Source organism: Niveispirillum sp. FG156 (assembly GCF_057809555.1).
In genome coordinates this window covers 115,259-133,267 of sequence record NZ_JBMDKE010000013.1, presented here as the reverse complement: position 1 = coordinate 133,267, position 18,009 = coordinate 115,259, and the positions used below count along the sequence as shown (strand labels likewise).

General features: G+C 65.2%; 15 protein-coding genes. 7 read left to right on the top strand and 8 right to left on the bottom strand.

All coding sequences use genetic code 11. From position 1 onward, the window contains the following. Positions 1–159: 159 nt before the first annotated feature. Positions 160–1,446, bottom strand: coding sequence for an isocitrate lyase (gene aceA / locus ACODSP_RS10555; protein WP_488965558.1), 1,287 nt, complete (start codon positions 1,444–1,446; stop codon positions 160–162). Between the two features lie 231 nt (positions 1,447–1,677). On the opposite strand from aceA, the gene ACODSP_RS10550 reads away from it, so the two are divergent. Together ACODSP_RS10550 and ACODSP_RS10545 are read left to right on the top strand one after the other, a co-directional pair. Further along, complete coding sequence (locus tag ACODSP_RS10550) at positions 1,678–2,070, top strand: hypothetical protein (protein ID WP_488965557.1); 393 nt, start codon at positions 1,678–1,680, stop codon at positions 2,068–2,070. Positions 2,071–2,074: 4 nt separating this feature from the next. Continuing rightward, entirely contained in the window at positions 2,075–3,517 is a 1,443-nt protein-coding gene (locus ACODSP_RS10545; protein WP_488965556.1) for a helix-turn-helix domain-containing protein, read from the top strand. 116 nt (positions 3,518–3,633) lie between these two features. Here ACODSP_RS10545 and ACODSP_RS10540 read toward each other — a convergent pair whose 3' ends face one another. From ACODSP_RS10540 to ubiG, 5 genes are all read right to left on the bottom strand, one after another. Further along, the gene (locus tag ACODSP_RS10540; RefSeq protein ID WP_488965555.1) at positions 3,634–4,404 is read right to left on the bottom strand and encodes a gamma-glutamyl-gamma-aminobutyrate hydrolase family protein; all 771 of its coding nucleotides are present in this window, start codon (positions 4,402–4,404) and stop codon (positions 3,634–3,636) included. Between the two features lie 146 nt (positions 4,405–4,550). Then, positions 4,551–5,195, bottom strand: a complete 645-nt coding sequence (locus ACODSP_RS10535; RefSeq protein WP_488965554.1) for a LolA family protein — start codon at positions 5,193–5,195, stop codon at positions 4,551–4,553. Between the two features lie 31 nt (positions 5,196–5,226). Continuing rightward, on the bottom strand, positions 5,227–5,946 hold the full coding sequence (locus ACODSP_RS10530; RefSeq protein WP_488965553.1) for a carbonic anhydrase: 720 nt from the start codon (positions 5,944–5,946) through the stop codon (positions 5,227–5,229). A 247-nt stretch (positions 5,947–6,193) separates the two neighbouring features. Continuing rightward, positions 6,194–9,247, bottom strand: coding sequence for a ligand-binding sensor domain-containing diguanylate cyclase (locus ACODSP_RS10525; protein WP_488965552.1), 3,054 nt, complete (start codon positions 9,245–9,247; stop codon positions 6,194–6,196). 151 nt (positions 9,248–9,398) lie between these two features. Next, positions 9,399–10,163 carry a bifunctional 2-polyprenyl-6-hydroxyphenol methylase/3-demethylubiquinol 3-O-methyltransferase UbiG gene (ubiG, locus tag ACODSP_RS10520; RefSeq protein ID WP_488965551.1) on the bottom strand — a complete coding sequence of 255 codons (765 nt, stop codon included), beginning with the start codon at positions 10,161–10,163 and terminating at the stop codon, positions 9,399–9,401. 213 nt (positions 10,164–10,376) lie between these two features. On the opposite strand from ubiG, the gene ACODSP_RS10515 reads away from it, so the two are divergent. Together ACODSP_RS10515 and ACODSP_RS10510 are read left to right on the top strand one after the other, a co-directional pair. Then, positions 10,377–11,612 (top strand): aspartate kinase, encoded by a 1,236-nt coding sequence (locus tag ACODSP_RS10515; protein ID WP_488965550.1) that lies wholly within the window; start codon positions 10,377–10,379, stop codon positions 11,610–11,612. A 141-nt stretch (positions 11,613–11,753) separates the two neighbouring features. Then, positions 11,754–12,776 carry an NAD(P)H-dependent flavin oxidoreductase gene (locus tag ACODSP_RS10510; protein WP_488965549.1) on the top strand — a complete coding sequence of 341 codons (1,023 nt, stop codon included), beginning with the start codon at positions 11,754–11,756 and terminating at the stop codon, positions 12,774–12,776. Positions 12,777–12,780: 4 nt separating this feature from the next. Here the strand turns inward: ACODSP_RS10510 and ACODSP_RS10505 are convergent, their stop codons facing one another. Further along, a complete protein-coding gene (locus tag ACODSP_RS10505) occupies positions 12,781–13,524 on the bottom strand; it encodes a Crp/Fnr family transcriptional regulator (protein WP_488965548.1) in 744 nt (247 codons plus the stop codon). Between the two features lie 323 nt (positions 13,525–13,847). On the opposite strand from ACODSP_RS10505, the gene ACODSP_RS10500 reads away from it, so the two are divergent. Continuing rightward, positions 13,848–14,303 (top strand): hypothetical protein, encoded by a 456-nt coding sequence (locus ACODSP_RS10500; protein WP_488965547.1) that lies wholly within the window; start codon positions 13,848–13,850, stop codon positions 14,301–14,303. Positions 14,304–14,478: 175 nt separating this feature from the next. Continuing rightward, complete coding sequence (locus ACODSP_RS10495; RefSeq protein WP_488965546.1) at positions 14,479–15,732, top strand: class I SAM-dependent rRNA methyltransferase; 1,254 nt, start codon at positions 14,479–14,481, stop codon at positions 15,730–15,732. Positions 15,733–15,795: 63 nt separating this feature from the next. Here the strand turns inward: ACODSP_RS10495 and ACODSP_RS10490 are convergent, their stop codons facing one another. Beyond that, positions 15,796–16,050, bottom strand: a complete 255-nt coding sequence (locus ACODSP_RS10490; RefSeq protein ID WP_488965545.1) for a helix-turn-helix domain-containing protein — start codon at positions 16,048–16,050, stop codon at positions 15,796–15,798. A gap of 106 nt (positions 16,051–16,156) precedes the next feature. On the opposite strand from ACODSP_RS10490, the gene ybaL reads away from it, so the two are divergent. Further along, positions 16,157–17,935: a YbaL family putative K(+) efflux transporter gene (gene ybaL / locus ACODSP_RS10485; protein WP_488965544.1), complete on the top strand. Its 1,779-nt coding sequence runs from the start codon at positions 16,157–16,159 to the stop codon at positions 17,933–17,935. Positions 17,936–18,009 lie beyond the last annotated feature (74 nt).

Here is an 18,009-nt window from a genome sequence, read left to right as displayed (position 1 = left end):
GCCCTTCCGTTCAGGAAGAAGGACGGATCAGTAGAATAATGTTCCCTCAGGCGCCGGGCGCCGCCATCCGGCGGCTTGGCTCACGGCGCATAGGCGCCGCGGCGGCAGTCGCCGCTGGCATGATCCCAGCCAAGGCCAGGATCATGCTTTGCTTCAGGATCAATGGAACTGATCGGTCTCGGTGCTGTCCTTCATGGCGGTGGTCGAAGACGTACCGCCCGAGATGGCAACCGCCACCGCGTCGAAGTAACCGGTGCCCACTTCGCGCTGGTGCTTCACGGCGGTGAAGCCCTGCTCGGCAGCGGCGAATTCACGCTGCTGCATCTCGGAATAGGCGGCCATGCCGCGTTCCTTGTAGCCCTTGGCCAGTTCGAAGGTCGCCAGGTTAAGGCTGTGGAAGCCAGCCAGGGTCACGAACTGATACTTGTAGCCCATGGCGCCCAGTTCGGCCTGATACTTGGCGATGGTCGCCTCGTCCAGGTTGGCCTTCCAGTTGAAGGAGGGCGAGCAATTATAGGCCAGCATCTTGCCGGGGAACTTCTTGTGCACGGCCTCGGCGAAGCGGCGGGCCTCGTCCAGGTTCGGCTTGGAGGTTTCCCACCACATCAGGTCGGAATAAGGGGCATATTCCAGGGCACGGGCGATGCAGTAATCGACGCCGACCCCCTTCTTGATGCGGAAGAAGCCTTCCGGCGTGCGGTCATTGCGGTCGATGAAGGGATGGTCGCGCTCATCCACGTCGCTGGTGATCAGCTGGGCCGACTCGGCGTCGGTGCGGGCAACCACCAGGGTGGAGGTGCCGCAGACATCGGCGGCCAGACGACCGGCATTCAGGGTGCGGATGAACTGCTGGATCGGGATCAGCACCTTGCCGCCCAGATGGCCGCACTTCTTCTCCGACGCCAGCTGGTCTTCGAAGTGAACAGCGGCGGCGCCGGCCTCGATCATGCCCTTCATCAGTTCAAACGCGTTCAGCGGGCCACCGAAGCCGGCCTCGGCATCGGCGATGATCGGTGCGAACCAGTAGGTGTCGCCCTTGCCTTCCGCCGTCTGGATCTGGTCGGCGCGCTGGAAGGCATTGTTGATGCGCTTCACAACGGCGGGGACGGAATTGGCGGGGTACAGCGACTGGTCGGGATACATTTGCCCCGCCAGATTGGCGTCAGCCGCGACCTGCCAGCCCGACAGATAGATGGCTTCCAGGCCGGCCTTGACGTGCTGGAGGGCCTGATTGCCCGTAAAGGCGCCCAACGTGTGGACATAGGGCCGGGTGTGCAGCAGTTCCCACAGGCGCCGGGCGCCCATTTCGGCCAGCGTATACTCGATCTTCACCGACCCGGACAGGCGGCGCACATCCTCAGCCGTGAAGTCGCGCTTGATACCGTCATAGCGCTTGGCGTGGATGGCGGCGAGGTCGATGCTCTGGGTCTGGTCCAACGGGGACATCTCTCAACTCCTGGCCTGGTGGGGCTCTCTGGTGTCTCGTGCGGGCCGCTTCTTGTTCTGCACCATTTGGTGTGCAGTGCAGCGCCGTTGAGATGAACATGGACCTCGGACATAAAATGATCAATAGAGTGAATTTCGTAAAATAGTATTGCTGTCACAGCTTGTAATGACGATTGCTGTAATGTTGTAAAGTCTGTAAATTGACAGGATGAGGAAGCGCGGGATCTGGCCATGAAAAGCATTGCCGACAAGCTGGGGTTCAAGCCGGGTAGGCGTGCCTGGATGCTGGATGTCCCCGGAAATCTGCGTGAAATCATCGGTTTGCCGACCGAACGGCCTGATGGCGATATCGACCTGCTGCTGGGTTTCGCGGTGGATGTCGCGGCCCTTGGTACCCTGGCTGACCGCCTGCTGCCGATTTACAAACGCGGCGGTACCTTCTGGGTGGCGCATCCCAAGAAAAGCGGGTCGATCAGAAGCGATCTATCCCGCGATGCGGGATGGGACCGCCTGACCCGTGAAGGCATGATCCCGGTGACCCAGATCGCGCTGGATGGTGACTGGTCGGCCCTGCGGTTTCGCTATCGGGACGAGGTGAAACTGATTACGCGCAAGGAAGGCTAATCCCATGTCCGACAAGAAGGCCATGCTGGGCCATAAGGTCCGCCGCCTGCGCCGCGACCTCAAGATGACCCAGGCGCAGATGGCGGAGGAGATCGGTGTTTCCCCCTCCTATCTGAACCTGATCGAAGCCAACCAGCGCCCGCTGACGGTGCCGCTTCTGCTGAAGATCGCGTCGGTCTATGGCATCGACATGGCCAGCTTTGCCGAGGATGACGAGACGCGGCTGGTGGCGAGCCTGCGGGAGGTGTTTGCTGATCCCCTGTTCGACGCCGGCGACATCAAGGCCCAGGACATGAAGGAGGTGGCCGCCGCCGCGCCCAATCTGGGCCATGCCATCGTGTCCATGTACCGCGCCTATCGCGAGGCGCGGGAGGATTTGGGGGCGCTGGCCGAAAAGGTGGCCGACCGCGACAAGTTGCAGGTCATGGGCGCCCAGGCCTTCCCGCAGGAGGAAGTGTCGGAATTCTTCCAGGCCGAACAGAACCATTTCCCCGATCTGGAGATCGCGGCGGAGAGCCTGTGGATCGATGGCGATCTGGATAGTGGCAATCTCTATGGCACGCTGTCGGCGCATCTGCAGAAGAAGCACGGGGTGCGGGTGCGCCTGATGCCCATTGATGTGATGGGCGGGGCCATCTGCCGCTATGACCGGCATTCCAAGCGTGTGCTGATTTCCGAAATGCTGGACCCGGCGGGTCGCACCTTCCAGCTGGCCAGCCAGGCCGCCCTGCTGGGTCAGGCGGCATTGCTGGATGCCGCCGTCTCACGCGGGTCGTTCAGCCATGAGGAATCCCGCCGGCTGGCGCGGGTGGGGCTGGCCAATTACTTTGCGTCGGCCCTGATGATGCCCTATGGACGGTTCCTGACGGCGGCGAAGGAAGTGCGGTATGACGTTGAAATCCTCTGCCGCCGCTTCGTCGCCAGTTATGAACAGGTCTGCCACCGGCTGACGGCGCTGCAACGGCCAGGGGCTAAGGGCGTGCCCTTGTTCTTTGCCCGTGTCGATCCCGCCGGCAACATGTCGAAACGGTTCAGTGCCGCCCCCGGCTTCCATTTCGCGCGTTTCGGCGGCGCCTGCCCGCGCTGGCATGTTCATGATGCCTTTCGCCGGCCAGGGGAAATCCAGACACAGCTGGCCCGCATGCCCGACGGCACGGCCTTCTTCTCCATCGTCCGCACGGTGGAAAAGCCGGGTGGCGGCTGGAAACAGCCGGCGCGGCAATTCGCCGTGGCCATCGGCTGCGATTTGGCGCATGCAGCACAGCTGACCTATGCCGAGGGTCTGGACCTGTCCAACATGGACGCGGCCACGCCCATCGGGGTCAATTGCCGCGTCTGCCCACGTCTGGATTGCACCCAGCGCGCCTTCCCACCCCTCTCCCACCGTCTGGCGGTGGATGAGCATATCAGGGGCGTGTCGAGCTATGTCAGCGTGGGCGCGGTGTAGGTTGATGTCATGATCGTAGCGCGGATTGGCGCAGCGTAATCTGCGGAAACCCGATCCCCGCCGTCGCGCCGCGGATTACGGCTGACGCCTAATCCGCGCTACGCAGAGGCGACCACTCAGCGTTCGGCATAATCCCTGACGGCATCCCCGAACGCGGTCAGCAGGGCCGCGTAGGGCGGGTTTTCCCAGAAGCGCCATTCCGGGTGCCATTGCACGCCCATGGCAAAGCCCGGACCGCCCGTATAGCGCACGCCCTCGATCTGCCCGTCGGGTGCCACCGCCTCGATGGCCAGATCGTCGGCGATGCGGTCGATGCCCTGCTGATGCAGGGAATTCACCATCATTTCCCCCACGCCCGTGATGCGGGCGAATTCACCGCCTTGGGTCAGGATCACGGGATGGACGGGCGCATATTGCACCTCCACCGGTGCCTCCTTCGGCTCCCGGTGGTCCATGCGGCCCGGCACCTCCTGGATACGTGGGTGAAGCGTGCCGCCCAGGGCCACGTTCAGTTCCTGAAACCCCCGGCAGACCGCGAAGACCGGGATGCCCCGCGCCAGGGCGCCCTTCAGCAGCGGCAGGGTGGTGGCATCGCGGGCGGGGTCCAAAGGCGGGGTCAGCATCGCGTCGGGCAGGCCATAGAGCCCCGTATGCAGGTTGCTGGGGCTGCCCGTCAGGAACAGCCCGTCCAGCCGGTCCAGAAGCCCGTCCACATCCCACCAGTCGCCCAGTGCCGGGATCAGCATCGGCTGGCACCCCGCCCCATGGCTGACGGCGCGGATATATTTGTCGCCCACCACATGGAACGGATGGGGGCCCAGTTCGCGCGCGTCACAGGGCAGACCGACCAGCGGCTTGGCGGCGGTGTTGGCAGGCGAACGGGTCATGGACGACAGCTCCGGAGCTTAGATCGGGTTTACGTTGACAGGAGGCATCCCCTATCGTCATCCCGGCGCTAACCGCGCTTCACGCTGGGTCCCGGCTTTCGCCGGGATGACGAAGGAAACGCGTTTCCAGTCAAAAGAAGTCCGCTCTAATCGCGTTCCCGGCGGCGGCCGACCTCGCGGAAATAGAACTGGTCCTTGTCCAGGCTGACGCCGAATTGCGGGTTCTGCAAGGCCACTTCGGTGGTCCGGCCCTGCGCATCCAGCACCCGCCATTTGCGAAGGCCGAAGGGCTTTTCCTCGAACACCAGGGTCAGGCTGCCCTGGCCGGGTTCCTTGGTCTGGACCAGGGTGACCTCCAGCACGCCGTCATCCTGGCCCATGCGGGTCACGGTGACGTCGCCGGACAGGCGGATATTGTCGCGCAGCAGGAAATCGGCCAGCGTGCTGCCGATGGGGGCGTTCTGCTGCTCCTTGACCTCCGCGTCCCAGAAATAGACGAAGCGGCCATCGGCGACGATGTAATTGCCGTTCTCGTTGTAATCAATGCGCATGCGGCCGGGGCGCAGCAGCTGGAACGTGCCCGTCGCCATGGCGGCGCCATCGTCGCTGTACTGGATGAACTGCGATTTCAGGCTGCGGATATCGTTGAGATAGGCCTCCACCGCCGGCAGACGGGCCTTTTCCTCCGCCGACAGGGCGGGCGGCGGCGGGGCCTTGCCCTTGGTGGGCGCGGCAACGGTGGGAAGCGACAGGGCGGCGGCGGCCAGAAGGGCCAGGATGATCTTGCGCATGGACATGTTCTAGCCGCCGATCATGGCCGGATTATGTATGGGCCACGGTTCCATCTGCCTGGCCTTCGACGGCGGCGGCAGCGGTGGCGGACAGGGCCGAATGGGTGGAGTGGAAGCGCGGGCGCGGCGGGGATACCGGCTGGAACTGCCCGGTGGCATTGTCCAGCACATGCAGTTCGGCATCGGCCACGTCGAACAGCATCCCGCACAACAGCAGCTTGCCTTCCTTTTCGGCTTCCGCGATCCACGGGAAGGTGCGGAGATTCTCCAGCGACAGCCGGACCACGGCACGTTCCAGTTCCGGCAGGTCGGTTTCTGCGCCTGCCGGCTCTCCCTCGCGCAGTTTGGCCAGGGCGGGTTCGGCGATCGACATCCAGTGATCGACGAAGTCCGATTTCTGGTCGCTGCGATCCTTGGGCAAGGCGGCGACACCGCCGCACTGGCTGTGGCCCATGACCACCAGCAGCTGCACGCCCAGTTCGCGCACCGCGAATTCCAGTGCTGCCGAGGTGCCGTGATAATCCTGGTTGGGCTTATAGGGCGGCACCAGATTGGCGACGTTTCGAACAACGAAAAGATCGCCCGGCTGAGCCGCGAAAATCAGGGTCGGATCGACGCGGCTGTCACAGCAGGTGATCAGGGCGGCCTTCGGCTTCTGGCCGGCCCAGGCCAGCGTGCGGAACAGGCCCCGCTGCTGCTTGAAATTCGTGCGCCGGAATTCCCGGAACCCTTCGATCAGGTCCTTCAGCATGGTGCGCCCCGCATTTACGGAAGGTTGGTAGACCGGAATGTGCGCCCGCAACATGACGGTACGGAAGGTCGCTGTCCAGACCAGTATGACGCATCGATGTCATGGGGGGGCTGCGGTGGTGCTTTTCGTTTTCCTCAATCGCCGGCGCTGCATCCGCAGGTTGGGCTTACGCGGCATGGGCCGCGCGGCGGCGGTCGCCGCCGGAGCTGCTTTCGGTTAACCGAAAACAGCTCTAACAGCCTTGGATTCAGCCGGGTTGCGTGCCTGCAGCCACCATCACCTTGTCACGGCCTGCATGCTTGGCGGCGTACAGTGCCTGGTCGGCCCGGTGCAGCAGGGCATCCAGGCTTTCGCCCGCCCCACGCCAGGCGGCCACGCCCAGGCTGGCCGTCACCCGCACATCCTTGCCATCCAGGCTGGTGGTGGTGGCGGCGAAGGCCTGGCGCAGGCGTTCTGCCATGCCTGCCGCCCCTGCCAGATCAGTTTCCGGCAGCAGTAGAACCAGTTCCTCCCCCCCGAAACGGGCGGCAAGGTCGGTGCCACGGATAGCGCCCGATAGGATGGCGGCGGCGGTGCGCAGAACGGCATCGCCCATGCGATGCCCATGCTGATCATTCACCCGCTTGAAATGATCCAGGTCGATCAGCAGCAGCGACAAGGGCCGCTGATGCCGTCCGGCGCGCAGCTGTTCGGCGGCGGCCAGTTCCATGAAACGGCGGCGGTTCAGAAGGCCGGTCAGCGGGTCGGTGCTGGCCAGCATGTCCAGCCGTGCATTGGCGGCCACCAGATCGCGGGTACGGTCCGCGATCTCCGCCTCCAGCCGGCTGCGCTGCCGGTGCAGGGCCCCGGTACGGGCCTGCACGATGCCGAACACCGCCAGGATGGTCAGCACCCCCATCCCCAACCGCGCCCACAGCGTTTCATACCAATGCGGCGCGATGGAAATGGGCAGCGACAGGCTGGCCAGTACGGTATCCTGCCCTGCCTGCGACGCCTCCACCCGCAAGGTATAGTCACCGGCGGGCAGGTTGGTATAGCTGGCGCCCGGCGCGCGGGTGCCGCTGTCCAGCCAGCCCTGGTCGAACCCGTCCAGCCGGTGGCGGTAGCGCAGATCGCCAGGGGCGCGGTAATCCAGCAGGGAGAAGGCCAGGGTCAGGTTGCGCTGGGCGGCATCAAGCGACAGGCGGCGGCCGGTTTCCGGCAACAGGGCCGGCGGCAGTTCGCGGTGATTGATCTCCAAGCCCGTGACGCGCAGGACGGCGGCGGGTGGCGGTGCGGTATCATCATCGGGATCCAGGATGGTCAGCCCGCCCAGCCCGCCCAGCAGCATCTGTCCGCCCGGCCCCTTGGCGACATCGCGGATCACATAGAATTTCAGGGTGGCGCCGTCCCGTTCGCCCAGCAGGGTGAACCGGCCCGATTGCGGGTCCAGCATGCCGACGCGCGACGGGGTGGTGAACCAGACGCGCCCCTTCTCATCAATGCCCAGGCCGCCGATATTATCGTGCGGCAGGCCGTTACGGCGGCGGATGGACCGGAAGCGGGGCTTGGCCCCCAGATCCTCCACATCCGTCACCACCAGTCCGCCGCCTGCCGTGGACAGCCACAGCCGTCCATGCCGGTCCTCCGCGATGCCGGTGACATAGGCATGCGACAGGCTGTTGGGATCACCCGCATCGGGCCGATGGTTGCGGAAGCCGCCCTGCCCTTCGGTGACGGCCAGACCACCGGCTGTACCCACCACCAGCCTTCCGTCACCCAGCATGGTCAGGGAGCGGACATTGTCGTTGGGCAGGCTTTTGGGGTCGGCGGCATCATGGCGGAAGCGCCGGCACTCGCCCGTACCGATGTTGAAACGGCTCAGCCCGTCGAAGCTGCCGGCGATTATCTCCTGCCCCTTCGCGATCATCACATTGATGATCTGTCCTTCCAGACAGGGGATGGCCGACGGGGTGATGGTCATGGTGACCGGATCGATGGCCGCCACACCGCGCGCGGCGGCCAGCAGACGACCGTCGGGCAGCGGCACCAGGGCGCGGACATCGCGGCCATTGTTGGGCGGCGGCAGGCGCAACCGGTCGATACGGCCGGCGGCCAGATCCAGCACATCGACATCGCCATTGGCCAGACCCAGCCAGACCCTGGAGCGCGTGTCGGTATGGGCGGTGTAGACTTCGGGATTGGACAGGGCCATGGGCGAAAGCGGCGTGGCCGGCACGATCCGCAGCCGGTTGGCATGCGGATCATACCGCTCCACCCCCTGGTCCGTGGACAGCCAGACATTGCCCGTCCGGTCCAACATCGCATTGCGCAGCCGGTCGCCATTCAGGCTGCCCGGCAGGACGGGGTCATGGCGCACCTGCCGCAACCGGCCTGTGGTGGGGTCAAGCATGATCAGGCCGGCACCGTCGGTGGCCATCCACAGTCCCTTGCCCGGTACCTCCACCATCGACCGGATGGTCCGCCGCCCGGCCAGCCCGTTCGGCCCCGTCAGGCCGGCCACGGCATGGGCGCTGCCGTCCGGCATCAGATAGGCGACACCGGCATCACCCGACCCCAGCCATAACCGGCCCTCCCGGTCGCGGTGGATGACCCAGATCTCTGCATTCACGGTGTCGGCGGCGGGGCCCTCCGCCCGTATCGCGGTGAAATGCGCCTCGCCCGCGCGACGGCGCATCAGGCCGCCCATGCCCCCCACCCACAGGTCGCCATTGGGTTCTTCCAGCACGGCGAACAGTTTGGGGTTCAATGGCTGCCCCGCCGCATCCCGCAGCGGCACCGGGCGCATCACATTGTCGGCGGCCCGCCACAGGAAAAGTCCGTCATCGGCCACGATCCAGGCGGCATCACCCGCCCCGTCGCGGGCCGGCATCATGGCATAGAGGCGGGCACCGGGCCCGTCCTGTGCGCTGATCCGCTGGAAATGGTCGGTGGTGGCATCATACCGGACCAGACCGGCGGCCCCCGTGCCGATCAGCATGCCCCCATCCGACAGGGGCAGCAGCGACCGCACATAAATCTCCGGCAGACGGTCGGGGTCGTCCGGGTCGCTGTCCCATTGATGCAGGCGATAGCCGTCATAGCGGGCCAGACCCGCAAAGGTGCCGATCCAGATCAGGCCGGCCTTGTCCTGTGCCACCGCACTGATCGTATCGTTGGGAAGCCCGTCGGCCACCGTCAGATCGGTGAACCCCATTGAGGGGAAATCACCCCATGGATCACCTGCCGCCCCGGCGGCGGGCAATATCCCGGCCAGGTACGCGAACAGCAGACCGGCCAGGACCAGCCTGGCACGTGACAAGGGACGGTGACACATCTGTCAATTCGATACCGCAATGACGGCGCCACTATGCCGCGCGGCGTGCCTACTGGAAAGGCTTGGGACCTGACCGAAAGGATTATGCCTGTTTCCGGTGATACAGGGCGCGGTGACGGACCATTGCCGCCCTCCCTTATCCGCGCGTACCCCACAGCATGTAGTTCACGTCCAGATCCTTGGCGGCCAGACTGAACCGGTCGGAGATGGGGTTATAGGCGACGCCCGTGACCTCCCGTACCTCCACGCCCGCCCGGCGCAGGGTGCCGGTCAGTTCCGACGGCTTCAGGAAACGTTTCCAGTCATGGGTACCGCGTGGCAGCCAGCGCAGCACATATTCCGCCGCCACGATGCCGAACAGAAAACTCTTGGTGGTGCGGTTCAAGGTGGCCATGAAGACCAGCCCGCCGGGCCGGGCCAGCCCCGCGACGGTGCGCACGAACAGGTCGACATCGGCCACATGCTCGACAATCTCCATGGCCAGGACCACGTCGAACTGTTCCCCACTTGCTGCCAGATCCTCTGCCGTCGTGGCGCGGTAATCGACGGTCACGCCGGTTTCGGCGGCATGTGCTGCCGCGGTCTTCACATTCTTTTCCGCCGCATCGATGCCCGTGACCGTCGCGCCCAGCCGGGCCAGCGGTTCCGACAGCAGCCCGCCGCCGCAGCCCACATCCAGGATGCGGATACCGTCCAGGGGACGCGGGGCATGGGGGTCGCGGTCATGCGCCTTGCAGATCACATCGCGCAGCCAGGCCAGACGCACGGGATTGAACTTGTGCAGCGGCCGGAACTTGCCCGCCGGGTCCCACCATTCGGCGGCGATGCGGCTGAACCGCTCGATCTCTGCCGGATCGACGGTGGTGCGGGGCTGGGCCTGGGCGTTGGCTGCGGCGTTCATGGTTCATCTCTCCCGGACTTCGGCAAACGGCATAGCAAAGCTGGGACGGCCTGTCGCGGGGTCAATAGGACGCGTGGGCGCGCACACCACGCCGCTTCATGGGTGCAGTGCGATGGGCGCGCCTTGCGGCCCATGGTGCGTCGGGTTATGGATAGCCCGCTCCGGCACCGGAGCCTTTGCGAAAATTACCCTGACCCTTGATGGAATGGCGTTATGGCGCGGCTTGTCCTGAAATTCGGTGGCACCTCGGTCGGCGATATCGAGCGGATCAAGAATGTCGCTAAAAAGGTGAAACAGGAGGTCGATGCCGGGCACGAAGTGGCCGTCGTCGTCTCCGCCATGTCGGGCGTGACCAACCAGCTGGTCGATTACTGCAAGCAGATATCCCGGGTTCATGATCAGGCCGAATATGACGCCGTTGTCGCGTCCGGCGAACAGGTGACGTCGGGCCTGCTGGCCATCGCGCTTCAGGAAATCGGTATCCCCGCCCGTTCCTGGCAGGGCTGGCAGATCCCGCTGATCGCCGATGACACGCATGGCAAGTCCCGCATCGAGCGGATCGACACCACGAACCTGTCGGACAATATGTCCACGGGCGTGGTCGGCGTCGTCGCCGGCTTCCAGGGCGTGACGGAGAAGGGCCGGATCGCCACGCTGGGCCGTGGCGGGTCCGACACCTCGGCGGTGGCGTTGGCTGCGGCCTTGAAAGCCGACCGCTGCGACATTTATACCGATGTCGACGGCGTCTATACGACCGATCCCCGCATCGTGAAGTCGGCGCGCAAGCTGCACCGCGTCACGTATGAGGAAATGCTGGAAATGGCGTCGCTGGGCGCCAAGGTCCTGCAGACGCGGTCGGTCGAGATGGCCATGAAGCACCATGTGCGGGTGCAGGTATTGTCAACTTTTGAACAGGCGGCTGGCTCCGAACTGCCCGGCACCCTGGTCGTGGACGAGGATGAGATCGTGGAACAGGAACTGGTCAGCGGCATCGCCTATAGCCGGGACGAGGCGAAGATCACCCTGATTGGCGTGGAAGACCAGCCGGGCGTGGCCGCCCGCATCTTCGGGCCCCTGACGGATGCCGCCATCAATGTCGACATGATCGTGCAGAACGTGTCCGAAGATGGCCGCACCACCGACATGACCTTCACGGTCGGCAAGGCCGATATCGACCGCGCGGTCCAGGTGTTGGAAAAGTCCAGGGACACGCTGAACTATCGTCGTCTCGTCTCGGACGCGAATGTCGTGAAGGTGTCGGTGATCGGCGTCGGCATGCGCTCCCACGCCGGTGTCGCCCAGCGCATGTTCAAGGCGTTGGCCGACCGTGGCATCAATATCCAGGTCATCAGCACCAGCGAGATCAAGGTCTCCGTCCTGATCGCCGAGGAATATACCGAACTGGCCCTGCGCTCCCTGCACACGGCCTATGGTCTCGATAAGGCATAAGCCCTTATCCGTTCTCGGTTAGGCCCGGCGCTGGAAACGGCGCCGGGCCTTTTCATTTGGCGCGCACCCCTTGACCGGGCACATGCCCGGCGGTAGTGAACGCCGACCATTCGGCAGTCAAATATTGAAGGGCCCGTCGCCATGACCGCTCGCCATCATCTGGATCAGCTCTGGTCGCGGGGCCGTGATTATCTGGGCACCGATCTCGCCATCATGGGCGGGGCCATGACCTGGGTGTCGGACCGTGCGCTGGTGGCGGCCATTTCCAATGCTGGCGGCTTTGGTGTCATCGCGTCAGGGTCGATGTCGCCCGACCTGCTGCGCGATGAAATCCGGGGCACCCAGGCGCTGACGACGAAGCCCTTCGGCGTCAACCTGATCACCCTGCATCCGCAGCTGGATCAACTGGTGCAGGTCTGCCTGGAAGAGAAGGTGGGCCATATCGTGCTGGCCGGCGGCCTTCCCCCCGCTGTCGCCATCAAGGCGGCGCGCGATGGCGGGGCCAAGGTCATGTGCTTCGCCCCCGCCCTGGTCATCGCCAAGAAGCTGATCCGCAGCGGTGCCGACGCCATCGTGATCGAGGGCAGCGAGGCGGGCGGCCATATCGGGCCTGTCTCCACTTCCGTCCTGGCCCAGGAAATCCTGCCGGAAATCCGCGATGTGCCGGTGTTCGTGGCGGGCGGCATCGGGCGGGGGGAGGCCATTGTCTCCTACCTGGAGATGGGGGCCGCCGGCGTGCAACTGGGCACCCGTTTCGTCTGCGCCAGCGAATGCCGTGCGCACCCGAAATTCAAGCAGGCCTTCATCCGGGGCAATGCACGTGACGCGGTGGCCAGCGTGGCGCTGGACAGCCGCTTCCCGGTCATCCCCGTCCGCGCCCTGCAGAACGAGGGCACCAAGCGCTTCATGGACAAGCAGCGCGAAGTGATCGCGCGCTTCGATGCAGGTGAGCTGGACCAGAAGGAAGCCCAGCTGGAGATCGAGCATTACTGGGCCGGCGCCCTGCGCCGCGCCGTCATTGATGGCGATGTGGAGAACGGGTCGCTGATGGCCGGTCAGTCGGTGGGCATGGTCAACAAGGAACAGCCTGTGGCCGACATCCTGGCCGATCTTCTGTCGCAGGCGGAAGCCGCCGTGGCGGCGCGGCAGGGTGCTGCGGCCTGAAGGGTCACGCCCCCTCGGCCAGCTCCTGCAGGGTCTCCACATCGTTCAGGCGGACCTTGCCGCCTTCCAGCAGGGAGATGGCGCGGCTGGTCTTCAGCTGCGTGAAGGTGCGGCTGACCGTCTCCGTGGTCAGGCCCAGATAGTCGGCAATGTCCGACCGGCTCATCGGTACATGCACCGGGTTCTCGGCATAGCCGCGCCGTTTGGCGCGTTCCGACAGCATCAGCAGGAAGGATGCGATACGCTCCTTGGCGTTCTTGCGGCCCAGCAGCAGCATCTGATCCTGCGCCGCCGCCAGCTCACTGGACGCCATGGCAAACAGCCGGCGCTGCATCTTGGGATAATCCTCCAGCAGCCCTTCCAGGCGGCGGCGGGGGAAACGGCACAGGGTAGCCGCCGTCACCGACTCCGCCGAATAGGCATAGGTGTCGTTGATCGACAGGCCCAGGAAATCACCGGGTAGCAGGAACCCCGTGATCTGCCGCCGCCCATCGGGCAGCAGCTTGTACAGCTTCATGGTACCGGCGGTGACATTGAACAGGGTGTCGGCCCCGTCCCCCTCGGCAAACAGGGTGTGGCCGGCATCGACCTTCACCGACACCAGGATATCGGCCAGCCGCTTCAGCTCGTCCGCTTCCAGGGCGGAGCAGACAGACATGCTGCGCACCGGGCAGGCATTGCACGGCGCAACGTCGATACGGGCCGCCACGGCGCCTTCCCGTGTGCATGCATGTTCAGCCAACGCCATGTGAGGCCCCCCGATATAAGCATCGCCCCCGGTTTTCCACCGGAAGGAAGAATGCGCCTTTTGGAAACGATCCACAACGCGCAACAAGGCCGGTGGAGCACTTCCAGTCATGTCCGCCAGCCAATTGAAGGATTTCATAATGGTTGGCCGATGAACACATATCCAGAGGTCTAGGCCCAACCGCTTGAACGCGCCTTGATCCAGATCAAAGCGCGACCATCGGCATATCGGTTAACGATGGGGGACCGTCCGTGCAAACGCACGGCAGCCTTGTTCAGACAGACAGAGACTTCGCCGTGCTTATCTCGCCGGAACGGGTGACCATGTCCGACCGTTTTTCCGTCAAGCCGCTGGACCGCCGCCGCATCGATCAGGCCTGGCCCCTGGTGCAGACGGGCCGCGCCGCCGATGACCGCGAGGCCTGGCGCCATTATGCCGGCCTGCTGCTGGGCACCGCAGAGGGCGGCATCCGGACCGTGGAGGGCGACCATGGCTATATCCATGGCATCTACGCCTATCAGATCCTGCCCAGCCCCCGGCATGGCAAGGTGTTCCAGGTCGACATGTTCCTGGCTCTGGACCTGATCGAGCCGGAAGCCGCCATTGATGTCTTACTGGACGATATGGACCGGATGGCAAAGGATCTCGGCTGCAATGCCGTGCATCTGCACCTGCCGCAGCGGGAAGGCATCGGGACCAGCGTGTCGGTGGCCCTGGCCCGTGCCCTGGAACATGGCCATTACCGCGAGGATCTGCGCCTGTGCCGACCGCTGGGGTGATATTGTTTGTTCCCTCAAATGCCGGGCGCCGCCATCCGGCGGCTTGGGCATCACGGCGCACGGGCGCTGGGCCGGTGGTCACCGGCCTGTGTCTCGGCATCTTAAGGCTTTTGAATGGCAGGGTGGCCGCCTTGTGGCTTGAGCCGAAGGGGATTGCGGCGGTATTTTCCGCGCCATGACCGACATCCCCGCCGCGACGGCCCCCGCCATGACCACCGATACACCGACCCCGTCCGCCAAGCCTGCCTCCTTGCCGGTGATCCGCATCCAGGCGGGCCGACACAAGCGGGCGCAGCAAGGCCATCCCTGGGTCTATTCGAACGAGGTGGACATGGACAAGGCGGCCAAGGCGCTGCCGGCAGGGTCCATTGTCCGCGTCACCGATGCCGGCGGTGCCACCCTGGGTGTGGCCGCCTTCAACCCGCACAGCCTGATCTGCGCACGCTTCCTGACCCGCGATCCGGCGGAAGCCATCGACACGGCCTTCTTCGTGCGCCGCATCCGCCGCGCCCTGGAAATCCGCGAACGGCTTTATGACCGGCCCTTCTACCGTCTGATCCATGCCGAAAGCGACGGCCTCCCGGCCCTGATCATTGACCGCTATGGCGATATCATGGTGGTGCAGGCCAACAATGTCGCCATGGATCGCCGCCTGCCCATGATCCTGGCCGCCTTGGACGAGGTGCTGAACCCGTCTTCCATCGTGCTGCGCAATGACAGCACGGCCCGGTCCTTTGAGGGGCTGGACGAGGAGGTGAAGGTGGTGAAGGGCTCCGTCCAGGGCCTGATCCCGCTGGAGGAGAACGGCGCCACCTTCTTCGCCGACCTGTCGGAAGGACAGAAGACCGGCTGGTTCTTCGATCAGCGCGACAACCGTTCCTTCATCGCCAATCTAGCCCAAGGCCGCAGCGTGGTGGATTTCTACACCTATGCCGGCGGTTTCGGCGTGCTGGCCGCCAAGCGTGGCGCATCGCATGTTACGCTGGTCGATCGGTCCGCCCTGTCGCTTTCCATCGCCATGAAGGCGGCAGAGGCCAATGGCGTGGCCGACCGCGTGACGGCGGAAAAGGGCGATACATTCACGTTGATGGACCAATGGGTGGCCGAAGGCAGGACCTTCGATGTGGTGATCGCCGATCCGCCGGCCTTCGTGAAATCCAAGAAGGACCTGGCGGTAGGCAGCCGCGCCTATCGCCGCATGACCAAGGCCGCCGCCCGTCTGGTAGCCCCCGGCGGCATGCTGCTGGTGGCCAGCTGCTCCCACAATATGGAGCCGCCCTTGTTCCATACGGAGGTCGCGCGCGGTCTGGGCGATGCCGGCCGCCAAGGCCGCATCCTGCGCTTTGCCGGCGCCGGCAGCGATCACCCTGTCCACCCGCTGCTGCCGGAAACGCAGTATCTGAAGGCGATGGTGTTCGCGCTGGATTGAGGAAGGACCCCTCACCCTCCCAAACGCGCAAGCGTTTAGGAGGGTGAGGGCAGCAACCTCGCCTCACGCCCTAAACCGCACCCCCTCGCCTGCCCCATCCACCGCCGCGACCAGTTCCACGCCCTGTTCCGCCAGCGTCTGCAACAACAGGACTAGGCTGCCCCGGTGCGGTTCATGCCGGCCGCTTTCGAAGTCGCGGACGGTGCTGCGCGACAGGCCCGATGCCTGGGCCAGCTGTTCCTGGCTCCAGTCCAGCAGGCCGCGCGCGGCGCGGCATTGCGCGGGCGAAAGCGTCAGTGAAGAAAGTTCATGTGGCACGGGTTGCAATCCGCAGTGTCTCAACCATATTGGGTGATATTGGATCAAATGGTTGAGAGGTCAAGACCCTGCCCGGTCATTGGCCCGGATGAAAGGCAGGCTTCTCATGCATGATGTGCCCCTGATTACAATGATTGTCGCGGCCCTGGCGCTGGCGTTCATTTTCGGGGCCATCGCGCAGAAGCTTAAAATCTCTCCCCTGGTCGGCTATCTGCTGGCCGGTGTGATCATCGGGCCGGGGACGCCGGGCTATGTCGCCGACATGAATCTGGCGCCGCAGCTGGCGGAAATCGGCGTCATCCTGCTGATGTTCGGGGTGGGCCTGCATTTCTCCGTCAAGGACCTGATGTCGGTGAAGGCCATCGCCATTCCCGGCGCCATCGGCCAGATCGGCCTTGCTACCCTGATGGGCATGGGCCTGTCCTGGGCGCTGGGGTGGAGCATCGGGGCCGGTCTGGTCTTCGGTCTGGCCCTGTCGGTTGCCTCCACCGTGGTTCTGCTGCGCGCCCTGCAGGAGCGGCGGCTGGTGGAAAGCAAGCGGGGCCGCATCGCCATCGGCTGGCTGATCGTTGAGGATCTGGCCATGGTCCTGGCCCTGGTGCTGCTGCCGGCCCTGGCCGGGCTGCTGGGCGACAAGGCCGGGGCCGAGGGGGCAACCGCCGCCGCCCCCGCGCTCAGCGGGGCCGATCTGATCACCGTCATCGCCATCACCTTGGGCAAGGTGGCGGCCTTCGTTGCCCTGATGCTGGTGGTGGGCAAGCGCGTCATTCCCTGGGTTCTGCACGAGGTCGCGCATAGCGGTTCACGCGAGCTGTTCCGGCTGGCGGTTCTGGCCATCGCCCTGGGCGTAGCCTATGGGGCTGCCACCCTGTTCGGTGTGTCCTTTGCGCTGGGTGCCTTCTTCGCGGGCATGGTCCTGTCGGGATCGCCCCTGTCGCATCGCGCGGCGGAGGAATCGCTGCCGCTGCGTGACGCGTTCGCGGTGCTGTTCTTCGTGTCGGTCGGCATGATGTTCGATCCGGCCATCCTGATCGAACGACCGCTGCCCGTGCTGGCCACCGTCCTGATCATCGTGTTCGGTAAGTCGATTGCCGCCTACCTGATTGTGCTGGCCTTCGGCCATCCGCGCAGTACCGCGCTGACCATCTCCGCCTCGCTGGCGCAGATCGGTGAATTCTCCTTCATCCTGGCGGCGCTGGGCGTCAATCTGGGCCTGCTGCCGCAGGAAGGTCAGGATCTGGTGCTGGTCGGGGCCATCCTGTCGATCCTGATGAACCCCGTGATGTTCACCCTGATCGACAAGTTCGGCCACCGGCTGGAACCCGGCGGCGGCGACGCTGTCGTCCCCGCCGCCGTGGTGGAGCCGACGCGCGAGCCGATCCCGCCCACCAGCCTGACCGGCCATGCCATCATCATCGGCCATGGACGGGTCGGCAGCCTGATTTCCGCCCGGCTGAAGGAGGAGGGCGTGCCCTTCCTGGTGGTGGAGGATAGTCAGAAGCGCATCGACAGCCTGCGGGAGCAGGGGGTGGAGGTGGTTGTGGGCAATGCCGTGGTGCCGGAGGTGTTGTCGGCCCTGAACCTGTCCGCCGCCCGCCTGATGTTCATTGCCATCCCCGGCTCGTTCGAAGCGGGACAGATCATCCGCCAGACGCGGGTGGCCAATCCCGGCCTGTCCATCATCGCCCGCGCCCATGCCGACGAGGAAGTGGTCTATCTGACCCAGAACGGCGCCAGCACCGTGGTCATGGGGGAACGGGAAACGGCGCGCGGCATGATCGCGGAGGGTCTGGTGGCCCTGACGCCTAAGGCCCCCATCGCCCCGCCGGAACCCCCGCCCGCCGACCTGGGCGCCGACCTGGACGCCGAACCGAAGCCAGCGTAAGGGCTGTTTTCGGTTGACCGGAAACAGCTCCGGCGGCGACGGCCGCCGCGCCGCTCATGCGGCGTAGCCAAGCT

Coding starts and splice junctions, on each gene's coding strand:
- ACODSP_RS10510 (WP_488965549.1), top strand. CDS start 11,754: ATGACCGCTCGCCATCATCTGGATCAGCTCTGGTCGCGGGGCCGTGAT.
- ACODSP_RS10530 (WP_488965553.1), bottom strand. CDS start 5,946: ATGCTGAAGGACCTGATCGAAGGGTTCCGGGAATTCCGGCGCACGAAT.
- ACODSP_RS10515 (WP_488965550.1), top strand. CDS start 10,377: ATGGCGCGGCTTGTCCTGAAATTCGGTGGCACCTCGGTCGGCGATATC.
- aceA (WP_488965558.1), bottom strand. CDS start 1,446: ATGTCCCCGTTGGACCAGACCCAGAGCATCGACCTCGCCGCCATCCAC.
- ACODSP_RS10495 (WP_488965546.1), top strand. CDS start 14,479: ATGACCGACATCCCCGCCGCGACGGCCCCCGCCATGACCACCGATACA.
- ACODSP_RS10535 (WP_488965554.1), bottom strand. CDS start 5,195: ATGCGCAAGATCATCCTGGCCCTTCTGGCCGCCGCCGCCCTGTCGCTT.
- ACODSP_RS10500 (WP_488965547.1), top strand. CDS start 13,848: ATGTCCGACCGTTTTTCCGTCAAGCCGCTGGACCGCCGCCGCATCGAT.
- ubiG (WP_488965551.1), bottom strand. CDS start 10,163: ATGAACGCCGCAGCCAACGCCCAGGCCCAGCCCCGCACCACCGTCGAT.
- ybaL (WP_488965544.1), top strand. CDS start 16,157: ATGCATGATGTGCCCCTGATTACAATGATTGTCGCGGCCCTGGCGCTG.
- ACODSP_RS10540 (WP_488965555.1), bottom strand. CDS start 4,404: ATGACCCGTTCGCCTGCCAACACCGCCGCCAAGCCGCTGGTCGGTCTG.
- ACODSP_RS10545 (WP_488965556.1), top strand. CDS start 2,075: ATGTCCGACAAGAAGGCCATGCTGGGCCATAAGGTCCGCCGCCTGCGC.
- ACODSP_RS10505 (WP_488965548.1), bottom strand. CDS start 13,524: ATGGCGTTGGCTGAACATGCATGCACACGGGAAGGCGCCGTGGCGGCC.
- ACODSP_RS10550 (WP_488965557.1), top strand. CDS start 1,678: ATGAAAAGCATTGCCGACAAGCTGGGGTTCAAGCCGGGTAGGCGTGCC.